The organism is Escherichia sp. WS1450 (genome assembly GCF_046487395.1).
Lineage (GTDB): Bacteria > Pseudomonadota > Gammaproteobacteria > Enterobacterales > Enterobacteriaceae > Escherichia > Escherichia coli.
In genome coordinates this window covers 25,179-46,319 of the sequence record NZ_JBJQJO010000009.1, presented here as the reverse complement: position 1 = coordinate 46,319, position 21,141 = coordinate 25,179, and the positions used below count along the sequence as shown (strand labels likewise).

The following is a 21,141-nucleotide window of genomic DNA, read 5'->3' as shown; positions in this document are numbered from 1 at the left end:
TATTAATGAGTTATGCTGATTTGTTAAGCACTTTTATTACGCTTGAAATGGCGTCCCGCCCCGACAGGTGAATCGTCGGGGCTGATTTTTTCTTATTATTGCAGCAGAAACTTCTCGAGGAACTGGCGGGTGCGAGGCTGCTCGGGATCTGCAAATAACGCTTTTGCGGCCCCCTGCTCGACTATCCGCCCCTGGTCCATAAAGATCGCCCGGTCCGCAACATCCCGGGCAAAGCTCATTTCGTGCGTCACAATCACCATCGTGCGCTTTTCCTGCGCCAGCTGGCGGATGGTGTTCAGGACTTCGCCCACCAGCTCTGGATCCAGCGCCGACGTTGGCTCGTCAAACAAAATCACTTCAGGACGCATAGCCAGCGCTCGCGCAATCGCGACACGCTGCTGTTGACCGCCAGACAAACGACGTGGATAGCTGGTTTCTTTACCTGCCAGCCCAACTTTCGCCAACAGCTCGCGAGCGCGCACCGTGGCCTCTTCTTTCGGTTCGCCTTTGACGATCACCGGCCCTTCAATAATGTTCTCCAGCACCGTACGATGCGGAAACAAATTAAAGTTCTGGAAGACAAACCCGACGTGCTGACGCAACTGGCGAATCAGCGATTTTTGCTGACTTAATGAACGTGCAGTATCAATAGTGATATCGCCAACGGTGATGGTTCCCGCTTCCGGTTGTTCCAGCAGATTTATGCTGCGTAGCAACGTGGTTTTGCCGGAACCACTCGGACCGATAATTGCCACTACTTCGCCAGGCTTTACCTCGAGGTCGATACCGTGCAGCACCGTCTGACCGTGAAATTTTTTCACCAGGTTCTTAACTTCAATGGCACTCATTTTGGTTCTCTCTCCTGGCGATTAAGTTGATTCTCAAAATGGTTCTGCAACGTCGATAACACTGTCGCCATGATCCAGTAGATGAGCGAAGCCGCCAGATACATGGTGAACACCTCCAGCGTACGCGAGGTAATCAACTGCGCCTGACGGAACAGCTCCGGCACCTGGATTGTCGCGGCCAGCGACGTATCTTTTACCAGGCTGATAAAGCTGTTCGACAGCGGCGGCAACGCCACCCGCGCCGCCTGTGGCAAAATCGCGCGACGCATGGTCTGCCATGGCGTCATACCAATACTGGCAGCAGCTTCCCACTGACCTTTATCAATAGAAGAAATGGCGGCGCGCAGCGTTTCGGCAGCATAGGCGGCAGTGTTTAGCGACAGACCAATCATTGCTGACGGAATGGGATCTAGTTCGATGCCAAACTGCGGCAGGCCGTAATAGATCATAAACAGTTGTGCGATGAGTGGCGTACCACGAAAAATAGAGATATAAAAACGCGCCAGCCAGCGCACGGGCCAGATTGGTGAAAGGCGCATCAGCGCGAGAATAAACCCTAGCAGTAAGCCAAAAAACATGCCGCCGATACTGAGTTGCAGCGTATACCCAGCCCCTTTCAGCAGGAACGGCAAGGAATCAATAACCAGTTGTATACTTTCTTGCATGAGCGTTTCCGGAGCTAAACGTGGGGATGATAGGCGAACAGCGCAGGCGCGCCGCCGGTATGAATAAACAGAATCGGCCCTTCATCTTTGAAGCGTTTCTGACTGATACCGTCAATCAGCCCCGCCATCGCTTTTCCGGTATACACAGGATCAAGCAGAATGCCTTCCAGCCGCGCCAGCAATTTCACTGCTTCCATGCCTTCGTCGTTCGGCACGCCGTAGCCAGGTGCAAAATAGTCATCCCAGAGTAAAATTTCCGCTGATGCGGTCAGCTCCAGTTCTTTCGCAATCGCCTGTTGTAGGTTAACCACTTTCGGCAATTGATCGGCAACGGAACGCGACACGGTCACGCCAATCAGTTCGCTTTCAGGCATCAGGTGTTCCAGCCCAACAGCCAGTCCGGCGTGAGTTCCGGCACTGCCCGACGCGACCACCACCGACGAAATATTAACCGCCCCTTCACACTGTTGCGCGATTTCCAGCGCACTCTCCACATAACCTAGCGCGCCCAGAGCATTAGAACCGCCAACCGGAATGACATACGGGCGAAAGCCTTGTGCTTCGACTCGCGTCGCCAGCTCTTCCAGTTGGGCATTGGGATCGGTCAGTGCGTCGCACATTTCAATCTGGGTATTGAACAGATCCAGCAACAAACGATTGCCGTTGGTTAAATAGTTTTCTGCGGTTGTGCCAATAGGATTTTCCAGCAGCGCCACGCAGTGCAGACCGAGTTTCGCAGCGACTGCGGCAGTCTGGCGCACATGGTTAGACTGGATCGCCCCAGCAGTAATCAGCGTATCGGCACCTTCACGCAGAGCATCTGCCGCGAGAAATTCCAGCTTACGTAATTTATTGCCGCCCATTGCCATGGGAGTGACGTCATCCCGTTTGATGAAAATTTCCCGTCCAAGATAATCAGAAAAGCGCGGCAGATATTCGAGCGGTGTTGGCGCGCCGATAAACTCCAGCCGTGGAAAACGGGTTAAATTATGCAGTGGCATAACAGCCTCCGATGTGTGTTGTTGTGATTTTCTTATTATGCACGCTGAAAACGCGTAAATAAAAAAGGCGCTAGTGAAAGCGCCCTTTTTTGTCATTATGCTGATTATTTGGTCACATCAGCACCAAACCATTTTTTGGAAAGCGCTTGCAGAGTGCCGTCTTTTTGCATTTCCGCAATTGCATCATTCACTGCTTTCAGCAGGTCTTCATTTCCTTTACGCAGCGCCACGCCAGACTCCTGACGGGAGAATGCTTCACCGGTTACTGCCAGCGTATCGTTGGTTTTCTTTACCAGATCCAGCGCTGCCAGACGGTCAACGAGGATCGCATCAATACGGCCTACGCGCAAATCCTGATATTTGGTCGGGTCATCATCATAGGTACGCACATCGACGCCCTGAACATTCTGACGCAGCCACTCTTCATAGTTGGTGCCCAGACCGACACCCACTTTTTTGCCTTTCAGATCATCAGCCGTTTTAATGGTGCCTTCGTTACCTTTTTTCACCAGCGCCTGAATACCGGAAATGGTGTACGGGGTAGAGAAATCGTATTTTTTCTTGCGCTCGTCAGAAATGGTGACCTGATTAATCACCACATCAATGCGTTTAGAGTCCAGCGACGCCAGCATACCGTCCCATTTGGTCGGTTTTAGTGACGCCTCAACGCCAAGATGTTTTGCCAGCTGTTGGGCAAATTCCACTTCAAAACCGGTTAATTTGCCGTCATCCCCCTGAAAACTGAACGGCGGATAAGTTCCTTCCAGCCCTACCAGCAGCGTGCCGCGCTCTTTGACTTTATTAAGCAGACCTTCATCTGCAAAACTTTTAACGCTCATGCCCGCAACCAGCGCCACGGCCATCACACCCATCAATGCCTGACGTCCCAGATGTGCTAATTTCATATTCACCCCGAATGTTGTTATGTCTGTTTGCAGTGTAGAGCCATTGTTTGTAAACACAAAAACAACTCCGCTACATCTTATTCTTATTTAATATATATCAGAAGCAGGCAGGCTGGAGGATTTCTGCACAAGTCCGGTACACGTTTGACGCTGATAGTGTTGATACTTCCGTAACGCAATGCGGTAATTGTTGGTGCTGGTGGTGGGCAGCCACGGGGCGAGGATTTCATCAAGGAAACCGTCCTGCAGCTGATCGAGGGAAATATTTTGCTCGTGTAGATGATTACCCAAACGGCGCAGACGAACGACATATTCACGCACCGTACCTGGGCTCATTTCAGTTTGTTCAAAAAGAAATTGCTTAAAGCCGATAATATCGAAAAAATCACTTTGCGTTTTGCAATGTAAATCACCGCAGAATCGGCACAATGCCGCCCATGATTTTTGTTCCACTTGCCAGCCATTTTCATCAAGCAGCATGTCCAGGCGGGAAATCTCGATTTTATTCACTATTTTGCCGTCGCGAACGAGGGTAATGCGGTCGAGTAATTTACGGCAATGCGCGCAATGGGTCTGGCTGTGCTTAAAGTCTTTAAGATAGCGGCTTAATGGCCGTCTTTTCAGGTGCTGCACCATCATTAAGAACTCCTGGTAGTCAAAATTAAAGTGCGGCATTTACTGACGTTATAACTTACCCAGTTTAGTGCGTAACCGTTTAATGGCCTGGCTGTGTAACTGACTGACCCGCGATTCCCCGACCTCCAGCACCGCGCCAATCTCTTTGAGATTCAGCTCTTCCTGGTAATAGAGGGTTAATACCAGTTTTTCGCGCTCCGGCAACGTTTCGATGGCTTCCATCACCCGCTGGCGCAGATTACTGTCCAGCAGTTGTTGTAGCGGGTTTTCTCGCTGATGATCATCAGTAACCAGTTCGATGCTATCGCCGTGCTCTTCGCGCCACTCATCGTAGGAGAAGAGCTGGCTGTTATTGGTGTCGAGCAACATTTGGCGATAATCGACAATATCGATCCCTAAACGTTCCGCTACCTCAGTTTCCGTGGCGTTGCGGCCAAGTTCCTGCTCCAGTTGCCCTATTGCCTGTGCCACTTCACGCGCGTTGCGTCGCACGCTGCGCGGCACCCAGTCACGGCTGCGAAGTTCATCCAGCATAGCGCCACGGATACGCTGCACTGCGTAAGTTGTAAATGCCGTTCCTTGTAGGGCGTCATAGCGTTCGACGGCATTAAGTAACCCAATGCCGCCCGCCTGTAGCAGATCGTCAAGTTCCACGCTCGCGGGCAGTCGAACCTGCAGGCGCAATGCTTCGTGACGCACCAGCGGGACATAACGCTGCCACAGCGAGTGTTTATCCATTACACCTTCAGCGGTATAGAGTGAATTCACGATAAACAGCCCTGCGTTATATGAGTTATCGGCATGATTATCCGTTTCTGCAGGGTTTTTAATCGGACGATTAGTGGGTGAAATGAGGGGTTATTTGGGGGTTACCGGTAAATTCCATGCAGAAAAAACCCCGCCGGTGGCGGGGAAGCACGTTGCTGACAAATTGCGCTTTATGTTGCCGGATGCGGCGTAAACGCCTTATCTGGCCTACAAAAATGTGCAAATTCAATAAATTGCAATTCAACTTGTAGGCCTGATAAGCGCAGCGCATCAGGCAATTTGGCGTTGCCGTCAGTCTCAGTTAATCAGGTTACAACGATTAACCCTGCAGCAGAGACAGAACCTGCTGCGGTACCTGGTTAGCTTTTGCCAACACGGAGTTACCGGCCTGCTGGATGATCTGCGCTTTCGACATGTTGGACACTTCGGTCGCATAGTCGGCGTCCTGAATACGGGACTGCGCTTCAGACAGGTTGGTAGTGGTGTTGTTCAGGTTGGTGACCGCGGAATCCAGACGGTTCTGGATAGCACCCAGGGATGAACGGAATTTGTCGATGGAGCTGATTGCGTCGTCAAGCGCAGCCAATGGATCGGACGTCTTCGATGTTTTATTCTCTGTGCTGTAGACACCATCAGCGTCTTTATAGATTTCTTTACCTGCGCTATTCGTGACCGTGCCATCTGCTTGCGAGTAGTAGGTTGAAACAGTTTGAGCATCCTGGGTTAAGTCATCCCCCGCCAGGAAACCATTTGTAGTATTATTTGCGGCAACAGCATAAGTATTCCCACCGGTGTTGGCGGAATATGCAATGCCCGTAAATGCAGATGCTGAAACAGTAGCACCTTCAATTTTTACAGTACCATCTGTGAAGCTATCTGGTACGCCATCAGTATTAGTATCAGTACCTGTATTACCTTTAGCTGTAACTGTTACACCAGCCTCTGTCTTGATGGTTGTTTCAACAGCAGTACCATCCGCAGCCATATTTCCGAGAAGCCCAGAAACGGTTGCTTTGCTCGGGTTGCCGGCCTGGTTTTTAGTCAGGTTACCTGTTGAATCCAGATAAAGTTGATCTCCATCACTTGAAGTAATATTGCCCGAATCATCAATATTTACATTCTGTGCTGTCCCACCAATAGTAACTGATGCAGCTGTCGTTTTCCCTGCTGCAGGTATGAGATTTGCTGCAGCATTCGTTTGGTTTACACCGTCAGCCGTGTAGGAGAAGGTATTGCTGGTTGCATTATAAGTATAAGTTGTCGATGTCGCATTATCAGCAAGGCTATTTGCACCTGTTGCGGTAATTTTATCGCCAGTCTTAAGCGCCGCAAGAATATCAGATCCTTTTGCTGCAGTATTTGCTGTAGTTTTAGTATATGCAGTGCTGCCGTCAGATGAAGTTAACCCTTTGATATATCCGTCTTTAACCATTCCGTCAGCTGTCGCCGCGACACTTGCCTTATCTGCGCTACCATTTACGTTAAACCCACTCAGCCCCAGCGTATCTGAGTCAATTTTCTTCAGATCAATCGTGATAGTCTGGCCGTCGTTCGCACCAACCTGAATTTTCATCGAACCGTCTTTCGCCAGTACGTTCACACCGTTGAACTGGGTTTGACCGGATACGCGGTCAATTTCGTCCAGACGGGATTTGATTTCGTCCTGAATGGAGTCCAGATCCGAATCAGAGTTAGTCCCGGTAGAAGCCTGAACCGTCAGTTCACGGATACGCTGTAAGTTGTTGTTGATTTCGGACAGCGCGCCTTCAGTGGTCTGTGCAACAGAAATACCGTCATTGGCGTTACGTGCAGCCTGAGTCAGGCCTTTAATGTTAGAAGTAAAACGGTTAGCAATCGCCTGACCTGCGGCGTCATCCTTCGCGCTGTTAATACGCAAGCCAGAAGACAGACGCTCGATAGAACTCGACAGCGCAGACTGGTTCTTGTTGATATTATTTTGAGTGATCAGCGAGAGGCTGTTGGTATTAATGACTTGTGCCATGATTCGTTATCCTATATTGCAAGTCGTTGATTACGTATTGGGTTTCCACCCGTCGGCTCAATCGCCGTCAACCCTGTTATCGTCTGTCGTAAAACAACCTTTAGAATTTTTTTCACAAACAGCCATTTTTTGTTAGTCGCCGAAATACTCTTTTCTCTGCCCCTTATTCCCGCTATTAAAAAAAACAATTAAACGTAAACTTTGCGCAATTCAGGCCGATAACCCCGGTATTCGTTTTACGTGTCGAAAGATAAAAGGAAATCGCATGGCAAGTATTTCATCGCTGGGAGTCGGGTCAGGCCTGGATTTAAGTTCAATCCTTGATAGCCTCACCGCCGCGCAAAAAGCGACGCTAACCCCTATTTCAAATCAGCAATCGTCGTTTACCGCTAAACTTAGCGCCTACGGTACGCTGAAAAGCGCGCTGACGACTTTCCAGACCGCCAATACTGCATTGTCTAAAGCCGATCTTTTTTCCGCCACCAGCACTACCAGCAGCACCACCGCGTTCAGTGCCACCACCGCGGGTAACGCCATCGCCGGGAAATACACCATCAGCGTCACCCATCTGGCGCAGGCGCAAACCCTGACCACGCGCACCACCAGAGATGATACGAAAACGGCGATCGCCACCAGCGACAGCAAACTCACCATTCAACAAGGCGGCGACAAAGATCCGATTACCATTGATATCAGCGCGGCTAACTCATCGTTAAGCGGGATCCGTGATGCCATCAACAACGCAAAAGCGGGTGTTAGCGCGAGCATCATTAACGTGGGTAACGGTGAATATCGTCTGTCAGTTACATCAAATGACACCGGCCTTGACAATGCGATGACGCTCTCGGTTAGCGGTGATGATGCGCTAGAAAGTTTTATGGGCTATGACGCCAGTGCCAGCAGCAACGGCATGGAGGTCTCGGTCGCCGCCCAGAATGCGCAGCTGACGGTCAACAACGTCGCCATTGAGAACAGCAGCAACACCATCAGCGACGCGCTGGAAAACATCACCCTGAACCTGAACGATGTCACTACGGGCAACCAGACGCTAACCATCACTCAGGACACCTCCAAAGCGCAAACGGCGATTAAAGACTGGGTGAATGCCTATAACTCGCTAATAGATACCTTCAGCAGCCTGACCAAATACACCGCCGTAGATGCGGGAGCTGATAGCCAGAGTTCTAGCAATGGCGCACTGCTCGGCGACTCCACGTTGCGGACGATTCAGACGCAGTTGAAGTCGATGCTGAGTAATACCGTTAGTTCTTCCAACTATAAAACATTGGCGCAGATTGGTATCACGACCGATCCCAGCGATGGCAAACTGGAACTGGATGCCGACAAACTCACCGCTGCACTGAAAAAAGATGCCAGCGGCGTAGGTGCATTGATTGTTGGCGATGGTAAAAAAACCGGCATCACAACCACCATCGGCAGCAACCTGACCAGTTGGCTTTCGACAACAGGCATTATTAAAGCCGCTACCGATGGCGTTAGTAAGACCCTGAATAAGTTAACTAAAGACTACAACGCCGCCAGCGATCGCATTGATGCGCAGGTCGCTCGCTACAAAGAACAATTTACCCAACTGGACGTTTTAATGACCTCGTTAAATAGCACCAGCAGCTACTTAACGCAGCAGTTCGAAAACAACAGTAATTCCAAGTAATCATTATTTATCGGGAGACAGGTCATGTACGCGGCAAAAGGCACCCAGGCCTATGCACAAATTGGCGTCGAAAGCGCCGTAATGAGCGCCAGCCAACAGCAGCTGGTCACCATGCTATTTGATGGAGTGCTGAGCGCACTGGTTAGAGCGCGCCTGTTTATGCAGGACAACAATCAGCAAGGCAAAGGCGTCTCTTTGTCAAAAGCGATCAACATCATTGAGAACGGGCTGCGGGTGAGTCTTGATGAAGAGAGCAAAGACGAACTAACCCAAAACTTGATTGCTCTTTATAGCTATATGGTCAGGCGCTTGCTGCAAGCCAATTTACGCAACGATGTCTCCGCAGTCGAAGAAGTGGAAGCATTAATGCGTAATATTGCCGATGCCTGGAAAGAGTCTTTACTCTCCCCTTCTTTGATTCAGGACCCAGTCTGATGAACCATGCACCGCATTTGTATTTCGCCTGGCAACAACTCGTCGAAAAAAGCCAGCTCATGTTACGCCTGGCAACAGAAGAACAGTGGGACGAACTCATCGCCAGCGAAATGGCGTATGTGAATGCGGTGCAGGAGATTGCACATCTGACTGAAGAGGTTGCCCCGTCCACCACGATGCAGGAGCAACTCCGCCCGATGCTGCGCCTGATTCTCGATAACGAAAGCAAGGTGAAGCAGTTATTACAGATTCGGATGGATGAACTGGCGAAACTGGTCGGTCAGTCATCGATGCAAAAATCGGTGTTAAGTGCCTATGGCGATCAGGGCGGCTTTGTGCTGGCTCCGCAGGATAACCTCTTTTGAATCTTAACGAGCCGATGGCTCGCGAATAATCCGATTACGGCTACGCTTCTAATGTTCCCCTTGAATGGAGTCGAAGAATGCGTAATCCCACGCTGTTACAATGTTTTCACTGGTATTACCCGGAAGGCGGTAAGCTCTGGCCTGAACTGGCCGAGCGCGCCGACGGTTTTAATGATATTGGTATCAATATGGTCTGGTTGCCGCCCGCCTATAAAGGCGCATCGGGCGGGTATTCGGTCGGCTACGACTCCTATGATTTATTTGATTTAGGCGAGTTTGATCAGAAAGGCAGCATCCCTACTAAATATGGCGATAAAGCACAACTGCTGGCCGCCATTGACGCTCTGAAACGTAATGACATTGCGGTGCTGCTGGACGTGGTAGTCAACCACAAAATGGGCGCGGATGAAAAAGAAGCTATTCGCGTGCAGCGTGTAAATGCTGATGACCGTACGCAAATTGACGAAGAAATCATTGAGTGCGAAGGCTGGACGCGTTACACCTTCCCCGCCCGTGCCGGGCAATACTCGCAGTTTATCTGGGATTTCAAATGTTTTAGCGGTATCGACCATATCGAAAACCCTGATGAAGATGGCATTTTTAAAATTGTTAACGACTACACCGGCGAAGGCTGGAACGATCAGGTTGATGATGAACTCGGTAATTTCGATTATCTGATGGGCGAGAATATCGATTTTCGCAATCATGCCGTGACGGAAGAGATTAAATACTGGGCGCGCTGGGTAATGGAACAAACACAATGCGACGGTTTTCGTCTTGATGCGGTCAAACATATTCCAGCCTGGTTTTATAAAGAGTGGATCGAACACGTACAGGAAGTTGCGCCAAAGCCGCTGTTTATTGTGGCGGAATACTGGTCGCATGAAGTTGATAAGCTGCAAACGTATATTGATCAGGTGGAAGGCAAAACCATGCTGTTCGATGCGCCGCTGCAGATGAAATTCCATGAAGCATCGCGCATGGGACGCGACTACGACATGACGCAGATTTTCACGGGTACATTAGTGGAAGCCGATCCTTTCCACGCCGTAACCCTCGTTGCCAACCACGACACCCAACCGTTGCAAGCCCTCGAAGCCCCCGTCGAACCGTGGTTTAAACCGCTGGCGTATGCGTTAATTTTGTTGCGGGAAAATGGCGTTCCTTCGGTGTTCTATCCTGACCTCTATGGCGCACATTACGAAGATATCGGCGGTGACGGGCAAACCTATCCGATAGATATGCCAATAATCGAACAACTTGATGAGTTAATTCTCGCCCGTCAGCGTTACGCCCACGGTGTACAGACGTTATTTTTCGACCATCCGAACTGCATTGCCTTTAGCCGCAGTGGCACTGACGAATATCCCGGCTGCGTGGTGGTCATGTCGAACGGGGATGATGGCGAAAAAACCATTCATCTGGGAGAGAATTACGGCAATAAAACCTGGCGTGATTTTCTGGGGAACCGGCAAGAGAGCGTAGTGACCGACGAAAACGGCGAAGCAACCTTCTTTTGCAACGGCGGCAGCGTCAGCGTGTGGGTTATCGAAGAGGTGATTTAAATTCATCCCCGGCGGCAAGCCGGGGAGATTTCATTACGGCAGTGGCGTCGGTAACGGCGCTTTATCCAGCGCAGCGGCACACTCTGCCGTCGGGCGATCCACACGCTCCATCGTCATACCATCGTACTCAATGGTGTTACCGTCACGCTCAACCTCGTACAGCTCGCGTTTTACGGTAACGTTAGTGAGATCATCAGACATCAATGTCAATTTACCCGGCACGGCAATCACCCGCTGCCACTGACGGCAATCCAGAGTATCGCCCTCTTTAGTGACAATCAGGCTGCCTATCGCTTCCGGACTGACCAGCGCACGTTGCGGCCCTTTGGTCTGCCAGTAGCCCGCCAGCCAGTCCGGCGCGGGGGTTTTCACGACATTGTTATAGTTTTCGACTTCGGCACAGCCCGCCAGCAACATGAGCGCGCCTGCAATTGCGAGTTTTTTCATCATTCATCCTGCATGAGAAGAAAAGAGGATTGTGGCATTAAAGCCCTGATGTCGCCAGCCTTTCCAGGTTCAGAGAGAAATTTGATCTAATTATTATTTTTGTGAATTATTACCCCGAAAATAAATTTGCTTGATGTATGATTCGCGACTCTTGTTTCAAACCTTCTGAGTTCAGAGGCTACATTCATGTCATGGCAGCAATTCAAACACGCCTGGTTGATTAAATTCTGGGCACCCATCCCTGCGGTCATCGCGGCGGGTATTCTCTCCACTTACTATTTTGGCATTACTGGCACCTTTTGGGCTGTCACGGGTGAATTTACCCGTTGGGGCGGTCAGCTCCTGCAGCTGTTTGGCGTCCATGCTGAAGAGTGGGGTTACTTTAAAATTATCCATCTGGAAGGATCGCCATTAACCCGCATCGACGGGATGATGATCCTCGGTATGTTTGGCGGCTGCTTTGCCGCAGCGCTGTGGGCCAACAATGTCAAACTGCGCATGCCACGCAGCCGTATCCGCATTATGCAGGCCATCATTGGCGGTATTATCGCTGGTTTTGGCGCGCGTCTGGCAATGGGCTGTAACCTGGCGGCGTTCTTTACCGGTATTCCTCAGTTCTCGCTGCATGCCTGGTTCTTTGCCATCGCCACTGCCATTGGTTCATGGTTTGGCGCGCGCTTTACCCTGCTGCCCATCTTCCGTATTCCCGTGAAAATGCAGAAAGTTTCTGCCGCCTCACCGCTGACGCAAAAACCGGATCAGGCGCGGCGTCGTTTTCGTCTCGGGATGCTGGTCTTTTTCGGCATGCTGGGCTGGGCGCTGCTCACGGCGATGAACCAACCAAAACTGGGGCTGGCAATGCTGTTTGGCGTCGGCTTTGGTTTACTGATTGAACGTGCGCAAATCTGCTTTACTTCGGCGTTCCGCGATATGTGGATCACCGGACGTACCCATATGGCGAAAGCAATCATTATCGGTATGGCGGTGAGTGCCATCGGGATCTTCAGTTACGTACAGTTAGGTGTTGAACCTAAAATCATGTGGGCGGGACCAAACGCGGTAATTGGTGGTTTACTGTTTGGATTTGGCATCGTGCTGGCAGGCGGCTGCGAAACCGGCTGGATGTACCGCGCGGTAGAAGGCCAGGTGCACTACTGGTGGGTCGGTCTGGGCAATGTGATCGGCTCAACGATTCTGGCGTATTACTGGGATGATTTCGCTCCGGCGCTGGCCACCGACTGGGACAAAATCAACCTACTGAAAACCTTTGGTCCGATGGGTGGCCTGCTGGTGACATATTTGCTGCTGTTTGCTGCGCTGATGTTGATTATCGGCTGGGAAAAACGCTTCTTCCGCCGTGCGGCACCGCAGACTGCTAAGGAGAACGCATGAAAAATATCGTTCCTGATTACCGCCTTGATATGGTGGGTGAACCCTGCCCTTATCCGGCAGTCGCAACCCTTGAGGCGATGCCGCAATTAAAAAAAGGTGAGATCCTGGAAGTGGTGAGCGACTGTCCGCAGTCGATCAATAATATTCCACTAGATGCGCGTAATCACGGCTATACGGTGCTGGATATTCAGCAAGACGGGCCGACCATTCGTTATTTAATTCAGAAATAATCCCTCATTCCCGCTGTGGCCCACAGCGGGAACATCGTTGCCTCTGACACATAGATTTTACCCGCCCCCTCTCCTATTCTTTTCAGTATGATCTCAGGAGGTTGCTATGTGTGGACGCTTTGCCCAATCCCAAACGCGTGAAGATTACCTTGCGCTTCTCGCGGAAGATATTGAACGCGATATTCCCTACGATACAGAACCCATTGGCAGATACAACGTCGCGCCGGGAACCAAAGTCCTTCTGCTCAGTGAACGTGATGAACACCTTCATTTGGATCCGGTTTTCTGGGGATATGCTCCCGGATGGTGGGATAAACCGCCGCTGATTAACGCCCGTGTAGAAACTGCCGCAACCAGTCGCATGTTTAAACCGCTCTGGCAACATGGTCGGGCAATCTGTTTTGCCGATGGCTGGTTTGAGTGGAAAAAAGAAGGCGACAAAAAGCAGCCTTATTTTATCTATCGTGCTGATGGACAACCTGTTTTTATGGCCGCGATAGGTAGCACACCGTTCGAGCGCGGTGACGAAGCCGAAGGATTTTTGATTGTCACTGCAGCAGCAGACCAGGGTCTGGTAGATATTCATGACCGCCGCCCACTGGTACTGTCGCCAGAAGCTGCGCGGGAATGGATGCGGCAAGATATTGGCGGTAAAGAAGCCTCAGAAATCGCTACCAGTGGCTGTGTGCCAGCAAACCAGTTCACCTGGCACCCGGTATCGCGCGCGGTGGGTAATGTTAAAAACCAGGGCGCGGAGTTAATTCAACCTATCTGATAAGCCTGGAGATTATTGATCAACAATACTGCGTCATAAGAAATCTCTATTAGACAAAGATTTCAGTACCTGTTGGCATATTGCAAAAATAACACCAATACGGAATCGTCATGTTCACGATTAAAACAGATGATCTCACCCATCCAGCAGTGCAAGCATTAGTGGCTTACCATATTTCCGGCATGCTGCAGCAGTCTCCCCCCGAAAGCAGTCATGCTTTAGATGTGCAAAAATTACGTAACCCGACAGTGACATTCTGGTCAGTATGGGAAGGCGAACAACTCGCAGGAATTGGTGCGCTGAAGTTGCTGGATGATAAACATGGCGAACTGAAATCAATGCGTACCGCGCCAAATTATTTACGTCGAGGTGTCGCCAGTCTGATTTTACGCCACATTTTGCAGGTCGCCCATGACAGATGCCTTCATCGCCTGAGCTTAGAAACGGGTACACAGGCTGGATTTACGGCCTGCCATCAACTTTATTTGAATCATGGTTTCGTTGATTGCGAACCGTTTGCTGATTATCAACTTGATCCACACAGTCGATTTTTGTCATTGACGCTATGCGAAAATAATGAATTGCCATGAGCCAGACGCAGCACATTCTTGCATTCGACGTGCTGCGCCTTTATTCATCACCAGCCGCATATGTCTTGTCCTTAGACGCTCCTTCCACATGCGCCACAAGAAACCTCTATTCCAGTGACACAATTGCGCCTAACTATTTAATTCTTACCATCTATTACGCCCCTTTTGACTATGTCAGAATATTTATCATAATCAGCGGAATTCGTAACAATATATTTTCGCTGCGATATTTCATAGGTAATGTCTGTCAAAGTCCACGGCATTAAAAACTCCTCTTTAATAGGATAACATTCTATAAAAAGTAATTTTAAATTGCTATGTATCGCAGGGACAACCTCAATATTATACTCCATACGTGCTGTCTCCAGATGATTTGGGAAGTATTGAATTTTTTTATCTTATTATCGCCACAATTAAACAGATTAGTAGTCTCAGGCATTGCTGGTATTTACCATATTTTATTGCGATAAATAAAAATTTTCATAGCCTTTGACGGAGATGAGTCAACACGCGATATCAGATTATTATCTACGGAGACCTGGGTAATTCCATCGGATACTTTTGGAAATACCATATAATTATTAAAATCGAGTTCTAATTCTTTGCAGAATTTGGGAATCTGTATTGTGGCAAGGCCATTATGACGAAGAGAAAGCACCTCAATCCAGTCTGGAAGAGGTGGCAAAGACCCCAAGTGAAGATCTGTTAAGTCAAGTTTACTATTGTGGAGTTCAACACATTTAAACAATCTCACCAATGCTATATCCACATTTTCTTTGAAGTCATTCGATGCGCCTTCTTTGACTGAATTAGCCCAGTCACTGAAACCTTTGCAAAGTCTGGCATCTGTAATTTTCGTTAACTTGTCTAGAAACTCTGCAATATTAGTCGATATAAACTCTAATGTATGCCGAATGGGTGGATTACCAGCTCCCTGACTTTTTTCTATCATGATAAAACCTGTCTTATCATAAATCGAGAAACCTTGAAACCAGAGACTATAATCACCCCATCCGAAATATTCTGAGTGCAACAACTTAAATTCTGACAGCATATTCAGTAATTTGCTGTCTTCACTAATTGGTGTAAACCTACCATTTCCAAGACAACTGACTAACTCACTTGATAATTCATTTATCATTGCATCATCAGATACTAAATCTTGTTGTTTTATCGTAGACTCAGTATTAGATGTGATTTTATTTAATTGAACCGACTGAGCTTTTAACGACAGATCATTTAATGGAAACATTTACACTCCTGTTTAATAAATTATATTGCCCAGGGAGCATTCTAAAACACAATAAAATTACCACTATCAAAAATCGCTCATTTTTATAACGCAGTATATTAATAAAAATAAGAACGAAGATTAAATTATCCAGAGGTTACTGTTGCGTCTGTGGTCGTAACAACATCCGACGTGGTGATGAGTGTCAAATGAGACACTCTGATGGTCAAAGGGTTTATTGCGTTTACGGATCGTGGATGGCAGAAAACGTTCAGGATCAGGTATCCATTTTAAACCAGAAATAGAGTGAGTTTGCCCCATCCATGCCCCACGCGGTGAGATCGGATGTAATTAACAACAGGTTACACAACCTACACCTGCATGCTCATCACTTCCTGATACGCCGCCACCAGCTTATTACGCACCTGAATCCCCATTTGCATTGAAACTGAGGCTTTTTGCATATCGGTCATCACATCGTTTAACGCCACGCCGGGTTCACCGAGAGTGAATTTTTCTGCCTGCGTGCGGGCGGCTGTTTGTGTATCGCTTATGCGATCGAGCGCGGCGTGCAGCTGCCCGGCAAAACTAATGGTCGGTTGCGGCAGTGATTCCTGCGCACGTGCACTCATCGCCGTGGTCTGTAACTGGCTGATAACCCCTTCAATCCCCTGTATCGCTGACATTTTCATCTCCCGGATAATTTCTGGTAGCAAAGCCTACCAGTAAGTCAATAAGACAAAGGCGCTAAATAGCAACAAAAAAACGGGTTTATTGGCGGATAGAAAAAAACGAAAGCACAAATAATGGGAGCGTCAATTTTTCGAGTTTGCTGACCCGGGAGTGAGTCTTGTTCCACTTTGCCAATAACGCCGTCCATAATCAGCCACGAGGTGCGCGATGAATGCGACTGCAGCCCAGACAAAATCTCTTGAGTGGCTTAATCGCCTGCGTGCGAATCCGAAAATTCCATTGATTGTTGCCGGTTCCGCAGCAGTGGCGGTCATGGTCGCACTGATCCTGTGGGCGAAAGCCCCCGACTACCGCACATTATTCAGCAATCTTTCCGATCAGGATGGTGGCGCAATTGTCAGCCAACTGACGCAAATGAATATTCCTTACCGCTTCAGCGAAGCCAGCGGCGCTATTGAAGTTCCGGCAGATAAAGTTCACGAACTGCGTCTGCGCCTGGCACAACAAGGTTTGCCCAAAGGCGGCGCGGTCGGTTTCGAACTGCTCGATCAGGAAAAGTTTGGTATCAGCCAGTTCAGCGAACAGGTGAATTATCAGCGGGCGCTGGAAGGCGAGCTTTCTCGTACCATCGAAACTATCGGCCCGGTAAAAGGGGCGCGCGTACATCTGGCAATGCCGAAACCGTCTTTATTCGTCCGTGAACAAAAATCCCCTTCTGCATCGGTGACGGTAAATCTGTTACCCGGCCGCGCACTCGATGAAGGGCAAATTAACGCCATTGTACATCTGGTTTCCAGCGCGGTTGCTGGTCTGCCGCCGGGGAACGTCACGCTGGTGGATCAGGGTGGACATCTGTTAACCCAGTCCAATACCAGCGGGCGCGATCTTAATGACGCTCAGTTGAAATATGCCAGCGATGTCGAAGGCCGGATTCAGCGGCGTATTGAAGCGATCCTGTCGCCAATTGTTGGCAACGGTAATATTCACGCCCAGGTTACGGCGCAGCTGGACTTCGCCAGTAAAGAACAAACGGAAGAACAGTATCGCCCAAATGGTGATGAAACTCAGGCGGCGCTTCGTTCACGCCAGCTTAATGAGAGCGAGCAAAGCGGTTCCGGTTATCCGGGCGGCGTACCGGGAGCGTTGTCGAATCAACCGGCTCCTGCGAATAACGCGCCAATCAGCACGCCTCCGGCAAATCAAAATAACCGCCAGCAGCAGGCGAGCACCACCAGCAATAGTGGGCCGCGTAGCACACAGCGGAATGAAACCAGTAACTACGAAGTCGATCGCACCATTCGTCATACCAAAATGAACGTGGGCGATGTGCAACGTCTGTCCGTCGCGGTCGTGGTGAATTACAAAACCTTGCCAGATGGCAAACCGTTGCCTCTCAGCAACGAACAGATGAAGCAAATTGAAGATCTGACCCGCGAGGCGATGGGCTTTTCTGAAAAACGCGGTGATTCGCTCAATGTTGTTAACTCGCCGTTCAATAGCAGTGACGAAAGCGGCGGAGAACTGCCGTTCTGGCAACAGCAAGCGTTTATCGATCAGTTACTTGCTGCCGGTCGCTGGTTGCTGGTACTGCTGGTGGCGTGGCTGCTGTGGAGGAAAGCGGTACGCCCGCAGCTAACACGTCGCGCTGAGGCAATGAAAGCTGTACAGCAACAGGCACAGGCCCACGAGGAAGTGGAAGATGCGGTGGAAGTCCGCCTGAGCAAAGACGAACAACTCCAACAACGGCGCGCTAACCAACGTCTGGGGGCAGAAGTCATGAGCCAGCGTATCCGTGAAATGTCTGATAACGATCCGCGCGTGGTGGCGCTGGTCATTCGCCAGTGGATAAATAACGATCATGAGTAACCTGACAGGCACCGATAAAAGCGTCATCCTGCTGATGACCATTGGCGAAGACCGGGCGGCAGAGGTGTTCAAACACCTTTCCCAGCGCGAAGTGCAAACTCTGAGCGCTGCAATGGCGAACGTCACGCAGATCTCCAACAAGCAGCTAACCGATGTGCTGGCGGAGTTTGAGCAAGAAGCTGAACAGTTTGCCGCACTGAATATCAACGCCAACGATTATCTGCGTTCGGTATTGGTCAAAGCTCTGGGTGAAGAACGTGCCGCCAGCCTGCTGGAAGATATTCTCGAAACCCGCGATACCGCCAGCGGTATTGAAACGCTCAACTTTATGGAGCCGCAGAGCGCCGCCGATCTGATTCGCGATGAGCATCCGCAAATTATCGCCACCATTCTGGTGCATCTGAAGCGCGCCCAGGCCGCCGATATTCTGGCGTTGTTCGATGAACGTCTGCGCCACGACGTGATGTTGCGTATCGCCACCTTTGGCGGCGTGCAGCCTGCCGCGCTGGCGGAGCTGACCGAAGTTCTGAATGGCTTGCTCGACGGTCAGAATCTCAAGCGCAGTAAAATGGGCGGCGTGAGAACAGCAGCCGAAATTATCAACCTGATGAAAACTCAGCAGGAAGAAGCCGTTATTACCGCCGTGCGTGAATTCGACGGCGAGCTGGCGCAGAAAATCATCGACGAGATGTTCCTGTTCGAGAATCTGGTGGATGTCGACGATCGCAGCATTCAGCGACTGTTGCAGGAAGTGGATTCCGAATCGCTGTTGATCGCGCTGAAAGGGGCCGAGCAGCCACTGCGCGAGAAATTCCTGCGCAATATGTCGCAGCGTGCCGCCGATATTCTGCGCGACGATCTCGCCAACCGTGGTCCGGTGCGTCTGTCGCAGGTGGAAAACGAACAGAAAGCGATTCTGCTGATTGTGCGCCGCCTTGCCGAAACTGGCGAGATGGTAATTGGCAGCGGCGAGGATACCTATGTCTGATAATCTGCCGTGGAAAACCTGGACGCCGGACGATCTCGCGCCACCACAGGCAGAGTTTGTGCCCATGGTCGAGCCGGAAGAAACCATCATTGAAGAGGCCGAACCCAGCCTTGAGCAGCAACTGGCGCAACTGCAAATGCAGGCCCATGAACAAGGTTATCAGGCGGGTATTGCCGAAGGTCGCCAGCAAGGTCATAAGCAGGGCTATCAGGAAGGACTGGCCCAGGGGCTGGAGCAAGGTCTGGCAGAGGCGAAGTCTCAACAAGCGCCAATTCATGCCCGGATGCAGCAACTGGTCAGCGAATTTCAAACTACCCTTGATGCACTTGATAGTGTGATAGCGTCGCGCCTGATGCAGATGGCGCTGGAGGCGGCACGTCAGGTGATCGGTCAGACGCCAACAGTGGATAACTCGGCACTGATCAAACAGATCCAACAGTTGTTGCAGCAAGAACCGTTATTCAGCGGTAAACCACAGCTGCGCGTGCACCCGGATGATCTGCAACGTGTGGATGATATGCTCGGCGCAACCTTAAGTTTGCATGGCTGGCGCTTGCGGGGCGATCCCACACTCCATCCTGGCGGCTGTAAAGTCTCCGCCGATGAAGGCGATCTCGACGCCAGTGTCGCCACTCGCTGGCAAGAACTCTGCCGTCTGGCAGCACCAGGAGTGGTGTAATGACCACGCGTCTGACTCGCTGGCTAACCACGCTGGATAACTTTGAAGCCAAAATGGCGCAGTTGCCTGCGGTACGTCGCTACGGGCGATTAACCCGCGCTACCGGGCTGGTGCTGGAAGCCACCGGATTACAATTGCCGCTCGGCGCAACCTGTGTGATTGAGCGCCAGAACGGCAGCGAAACGCACGAAGTAGAAAGCGAAGTCGTTGGCTTTAACGGTCAACGGCTGTTTTTAATGCCGCTGGAGGAAGTGGAAGGTGTCCTGCCCGGCGCGCGTGTTTATGCCAAAAACATTTCGGCTGAAGGGCTGCAAAGCGGCAAGCAGTTGCCGCTCGGTCCAGCGTTATTAGGTCGCGTTCTGGACGGCAGCGGTAAACCGCTCGATGGCCTCCCCTCCCCCGATACGACGGAAACCGGTGCGCTGATTACCCCGCCATTTAACCCGTTGCAACGTACACCGATTGAACATGTGCTGGACACCGGCGTGCGCCCAATCAATGCCCTGCTTACCGTCGGGCGCGGGCAGCGTATGGGACTGTTTGCCGGGTCCGGCGTTGGTAAAAGTGTGCTGCTGGGGATGATGGCGCGTTACACCCGCGCCGATGTCATTGTCGTGGGTTTAATTGGTGAACGCGGACGCGAAGTAAAAGATTTTATTGAGAATATCCTCGGTGCCGAAGGGCGTGCACGCTCCGTGGTGATTGCCGCTCCGGCGGATGTTTCTCCGCTACTGCGAATGCAGGGTGCCGCCTATGCCACGCGCATTGCCGAAGATTTTCGCGATCGTGGTCAGCATGTGTTGCTGATTATGGACTCCCTCACCCGCTATGCGATGGCCCAGCGTGAGATTGCGCTGGCGATTGGCGAACCACCTGCCACTAAAGGTTATCCACCGTCGGTGTTTGCCAAATTACCGGCACTGGTCGAGCGTGCCGGAAATGGCATTAGCGGCGGCGGCTCGATTACCGCTTTTTATACCGTGCTCACCGAGGGCGATGACCAGCAGGACCCCATTGCCGACTCCGCGCGGGCCATCCTCGACGGTCACATTGTGCTGTCTCGCCGACTGGCGGAAGCCGGGCACTATCCGGCTATCGATATTGAAGCGTCGATCAGCCGCGCAATGACGGCGTTGATCAGCGAGCAACATTATGCGCGAGTGCGCACCTTCAAACAGCTGTTGTCGAGTTTTCAGCGTAACCGCGATCTGGTTAGCGTCGGTGCGTATGCCAAAGGCAGCGATCCGATGCTCGATAAAGCCATCGCCCTGTGGCCGCAGCTGGAGGGCTATTTGCAACAAGGCATTTTTGAACGCGCGGACTGGGAAGCGTCTCTCCAGGGGCTGGAGCGTATTTTCCCGACAGTGTCATAACCCAGGAGATAACGG

The 21,141-nt window shown here is 50.8% G+C and carries 21 protein-coding genes and 2 pseudogenes; 13 read left to right on the top strand and 10 right to left on the bottom strand.

Features of this window, described 5'->3' with window-relative positions; all coding sequences use genetic code 11:
* Positions 1–95: 95 nt before the first annotated feature.
* The 7 genes from tcyN to ACJHYR_RS12830 all read right to left on the bottom strand — a co-directional run bounded on the left by tcyN (position 96) and on the right by ACJHYR_RS12830 (position 6,825).
* The gene (gene tcyN, locus ACJHYR_RS12860) at positions 96–848 is read right to left on the bottom strand and encodes an L-cystine ABC transporter ATP-binding protein TcyN (RefSeq protein WP_059328140.1); all 753 of its coding nucleotides are present in this window, start codon (positions 846–848) and stop codon (positions 96–98) included.
* Positions 845–1,513 (bottom strand): cystine ABC transporter permease, encoded by a 669-nt coding sequence (gene tcyL / locus ACJHYR_RS12855; RefSeq protein WP_001158220.1) that lies wholly within the window; start codon positions 1,511–1,513, stop codon positions 845–847. Before tcyL ends, tcyN begins: the two co-directional genes overlap by 4 nt.
* 14 nt (positions 1,514–1,527) lie before the next feature.
* Positions 1,528–2,514, bottom strand: coding sequence for a D-cysteine desulfhydrase (gene dcyD / locus ACJHYR_RS12850; RefSeq protein WP_001128215.1), 987 nt, complete (start codon positions 2,512–2,514; stop codon positions 1,528–1,530).
* Positions 2,515–2,618: 104 nt separating this feature from the next.
* Complete coding sequence (tcyJ, locus tag ACJHYR_RS12845) at positions 2,619–3,419, bottom strand: cystine ABC transporter substrate-binding protein (protein ID WP_059328139.1); 801 nt, start codon at positions 3,417–3,419, stop codon at positions 2,619–2,621.
* Positions 3,420–3,506: 87 nt separating this feature from the next.
* On the bottom strand, positions 3,507–4,058 hold the full coding sequence (gene fliZ / locus ACJHYR_RS12840; protein ID WP_001306737.1) for a flagella biosynthesis regulatory protein FliZ: 552 nt from the start codon (positions 4,056–4,058) through the stop codon (positions 3,507–3,509).
* A gap of 45 nt (positions 4,059–4,103) precedes the next feature.
* Positions 4,104–4,823, bottom strand: a complete 720-nt coding sequence (gene fliA, locus ACJHYR_RS12835; RefSeq protein ID WP_023356452.1) for an RNA polymerase sigma factor FliA — start codon at positions 4,821–4,823, stop codon at positions 4,104–4,106.
* Positions 4,824–5,142: 319 nt separating this feature from the next.
* Positions 5,143–6,825, bottom strand: coding sequence for a FliC/FljB family flagellin (locus ACJHYR_RS12830; RefSeq protein WP_059328138.1), 1,683 nt, complete (start codon positions 6,823–6,825; stop codon positions 5,143–5,145).
* A 265-nt stretch (positions 6,826–7,090) separates the two neighbouring features.
* On the opposite strand from ACJHYR_RS12830, the gene fliD reads away from it, so the two are divergent.
* From fliD to amyA, 4 genes are all read left to right on the top strand, one after another.
* A complete protein-coding gene (gene fliD, locus ACJHYR_RS12825; RefSeq protein ID WP_059328137.1) occupies positions 7,091–8,497 on the top strand; it encodes a flagellar filament capping protein FliD in 1,407 nt (468 codons plus the stop codon).
* Between the two features lie 24 nt (positions 8,498–8,521).
* Complete coding sequence (gene fliS, locus ACJHYR_RS12820; RefSeq protein ID WP_000270663.1) at positions 8,522–8,932, top strand: flagellar export chaperone FliS; 411 nt, start codon at positions 8,522–8,524, stop codon at positions 8,930–8,932.
* A complete protein-coding gene (gene fliT / locus ACJHYR_RS12815; RefSeq protein WP_059328136.1) occupies positions 8,932–9,297 on the top strand; it encodes a flagella biosynthesis regulatory protein FliT in 366 nt (121 codons plus the stop codon). Before fliS ends, fliT begins: the two co-directional genes overlap by 1 nt.
* Before the next feature lie 77 nt (positions 9,298–9,374).
* Positions 9,375–10,862 carry an alpha-amylase gene (gene amyA, locus ACJHYR_RS12810; protein WP_001578520.1) on the top strand — a complete coding sequence of 496 codons (1,488 nt, stop codon included), beginning with the start codon at positions 9,375–9,377 and terminating at the stop codon, positions 10,860–10,862.
* 33 nt (positions 10,863–10,895) lie between these two features.
* On the opposite strand, the gene yedD is transcribed toward amyA, so the two are convergent.
* Positions 10,896–11,309 (bottom strand): lipoprotein YedD, encoded by a 414-nt coding sequence (yedD, locus tag ACJHYR_RS12805; RefSeq protein WP_001295642.1) that lies wholly within the window; start codon positions 11,307–11,309, stop codon positions 10,896–10,898.
* Between the two features lie 186 nt (positions 11,310–11,495).
* Between yedD and yedE the strand changes: the two genes are divergently transcribed.
* The 4 genes from yedE (at position 11,496) to ACJHYR_RS12785 (ending at position 14,296) form a co-directional block, all read left to right on the top strand.
* Positions 11,496–12,701, top strand: coding sequence for a selenium metabolism membrane protein YedE/FdhT (gene yedE, locus ACJHYR_RS12800; RefSeq protein WP_001551276.1), 1,206 nt, complete (start codon positions 11,496–11,498; stop codon positions 12,699–12,701).
* On the top strand, positions 12,698–12,931 hold the full coding sequence (gene yedF, locus ACJHYR_RS12795; RefSeq protein WP_000790504.1) for a sulfurtransferase-like selenium metabolism protein YedF: 234 nt from the start codon (positions 12,698–12,700) through the stop codon (positions 12,929–12,931). The genes yedE and yedF overlap by 4 nt, the downstream gene beginning before the upstream one ends.
* A gap of 106 nt (positions 12,932–13,037) precedes the next feature.
* Entirely contained in the window at positions 13,038–13,706 is a 669-nt protein-coding gene (locus ACJHYR_RS12790; RefSeq protein ID WP_000334626.1) for an SOS response-associated peptidase, read from the top strand.
* 110 nt (positions 13,707–13,816) lie between these two features.
* A complete protein-coding gene (locus ACJHYR_RS12785) occupies positions 13,817–14,296 on the top strand; it encodes a GNAT family N-acetyltransferase (protein ID WP_001551278.1) in 480 nt (159 codons plus the stop codon).
* A 137-nt stretch (positions 14,297–14,433) separates the two neighbouring features.
* Here the strand turns inward: ACJHYR_RS12785 and ACJHYR_RS12780 are convergent.
* Positions 14,434–15,548, bottom strand: a pseudogene (locus ACJHYR_RS12780) (DUF5503 domain-containing protein).
* 185 nt (positions 15,549–15,733) lie between these two features.
* On the opposite strand from ACJHYR_RS12780, the pseudogene ACJHYR_RS12775 reads away from it, so the two are divergent.
* Positions 15,734–15,832, top strand: a pseudogene (locus tag ACJHYR_RS12775) (integrase); the annotation flags it as partial.
* Positions 15,833–15,898: 66 nt separating this feature from the next.
* Here the strand turns inward: ACJHYR_RS12775 and fliE are convergent.
* The gene (fliE, locus tag ACJHYR_RS12770) at positions 15,899–16,213 is read right to left on the bottom strand and encodes a flagellar hook-basal body complex protein FliE (RefSeq protein ID WP_001301376.1); all 315 of its coding nucleotides are present in this window, start codon (positions 16,211–16,213) and stop codon (positions 15,899–15,901) included.
* Positions 16,214–16,427: 214 nt separating this feature from the next.
* On the opposite strand from fliE, the gene fliF reads away from it, so the two are divergent.
* From fliF to fliI, 4 genes are read left to right on the top strand one after another with little or no spacing between them, the layout of a single operon-like run.
* Entirely contained in the window at positions 16,428–18,086 is a 1,659-nt protein-coding gene (gene fliF / locus ACJHYR_RS12765; RefSeq protein WP_059328135.1) for a flagellar basal-body MS-ring/collar protein FliF, read from the top strand.
* Entirely contained in the window at positions 18,079–19,074 is a 996-nt protein-coding gene (gene fliG / locus ACJHYR_RS12760; protein ID WP_000067950.1) for a flagellar motor switch protein FliG, read from the top strand. Before fliF ends, fliG begins: the two co-directional genes overlap by 8 nt.
* On the top strand, positions 19,067–19,753 hold the full coding sequence (fliH, locus tag ACJHYR_RS12755) for a flagellar assembly protein FliH (protein ID WP_001282709.1): 687 nt from the start codon (positions 19,067–19,069) through the stop codon (positions 19,751–19,753). Before fliG ends, fliH begins: the two co-directional genes overlap by 8 nt.
* Complete coding sequence (gene fliI, locus ACJHYR_RS12750) at positions 19,753–21,126, top strand: flagellar protein export ATPase FliI (protein ID WP_000213294.1); 1,374 nt, start codon at positions 19,753–19,755, stop codon at positions 21,124–21,126. The genes fliH and fliI overlap by 1 nt, the downstream gene beginning before the upstream one ends.
* Positions 21,127–21,141: the final 15 nt, after the last annotated feature.

Bases quoted from the DNA above. Each gene is read 5' to 3' on its own strand.
- yedD (WP_001295642.1), bottom strand. From the start codon at position 11,309: ATGAAAAAACTCGCAATTGCAGGCGCGCTCATGTTGCTGGCGGGCTGT.
- tcyL (WP_001158220.1), bottom strand. From the start codon at position 1,513: ATGCAAGAAAGTATACAACTGGTTATTGATTCCTTGCCGTTCCTGCTG.
- ACJHYR_RS12830 (WP_059328138.1), bottom strand. From the start codon at position 6,825: ATGGCACAAGTCATTAATACCAACAGCCTCTCGCTGATCACTCAAAAT.
- fliE (WP_001301376.1), bottom strand. From the start codon at position 16,213: ATGTCAGCGATACAGGGGATTGAAGGGGTTATCAGCCAGTTACAGACC.
- fliH (WP_001282709.1), top strand. From the start codon at position 19,067: ATGTCTGATAATCTGCCGTGGAAAACCTGGACGCCGGACGATCTCGCG.
- fliZ (WP_001306737.1), bottom strand. From the start codon at position 4,058: ATGATGGTGCAGCACCTGAAAAGACGGCCATTAAGCCGCTATCTTAAA.
- tcyJ (WP_059328139.1), bottom strand. From the start codon at position 3,419: ATGAAATTAGCACATCTGGGACGTCAGGCATTGATGGGTGTGATGGCC.
- dcyD (WP_001128215.1), bottom strand. From the start codon at position 2,514: ATGCCACTGCATAATTTAACCCGTTTTCCACGGCTGGAGTTTATCGGC.
- ACJHYR_RS12785 (WP_001551278.1), top strand. From the start codon at position 13,817: ATGTTCACGATTAAAACAGATGATCTCACCCATCCAGCAGTGCAAGCA.
- tcyN (WP_059328140.1), bottom strand. From the start codon at position 848: ATGAGTGCCATTGAAGTTAAGAACCTGGTGAAAAAATTTCACGGTCAG.
- fliI (WP_000213294.1), top strand. From the start codon at position 19,753: ATGACCACGCGTCTGACTCGCTGGCTAACCACGCTGGATAACTTTGAA.
- fliS (WP_000270663.1), top strand. From the start codon at position 8,522: ATGTACGCGGCAAAAGGCACCCAGGCCTATGCACAAATTGGCGTCGAA.
- ACJHYR_RS12790 (WP_000334626.1), top strand. From the start codon at position 13,038: ATGTGTGGACGCTTTGCCCAATCCCAAACGCGTGAAGATTACCTTGCG.
- amyA (WP_001578520.1), top strand. From the start codon at position 9,375: ATGCGTAATCCCACGCTGTTACAATGTTTTCACTGGTATTACCCGGAA.
- fliF (WP_059328135.1), top strand. From the start codon at position 16,428: ATGAATGCGACTGCAGCCCAGACAAAATCTCTTGAGTGGCTTAATCGC.
- fliG (WP_000067950.1), top strand. From the start codon at position 18,079: ATGAGTAACCTGACAGGCACCGATAAAAGCGTCATCCTGCTGATGACC.
- yedF (WP_000790504.1), top strand. From the start codon at position 12,698: ATGAAAAATATCGTTCCTGATTACCGCCTTGATATGGTGGGTGAACCC.
- yedE (WP_001551276.1), top strand. From the start codon at position 11,496: ATGTCATGGCAGCAATTCAAACACGCCTGGTTGATTAAATTCTGGGCA.
- fliD (WP_059328137.1), top strand. From the start codon at position 7,091: ATGGCAAGTATTTCATCGCTGGGAGTCGGGTCAGGCCTGGATTTAAGT.
- fliT (WP_059328136.1), top strand. From the start codon at position 8,932: ATGAACCATGCACCGCATTTGTATTTCGCCTGGCAACAACTCGTCGAA.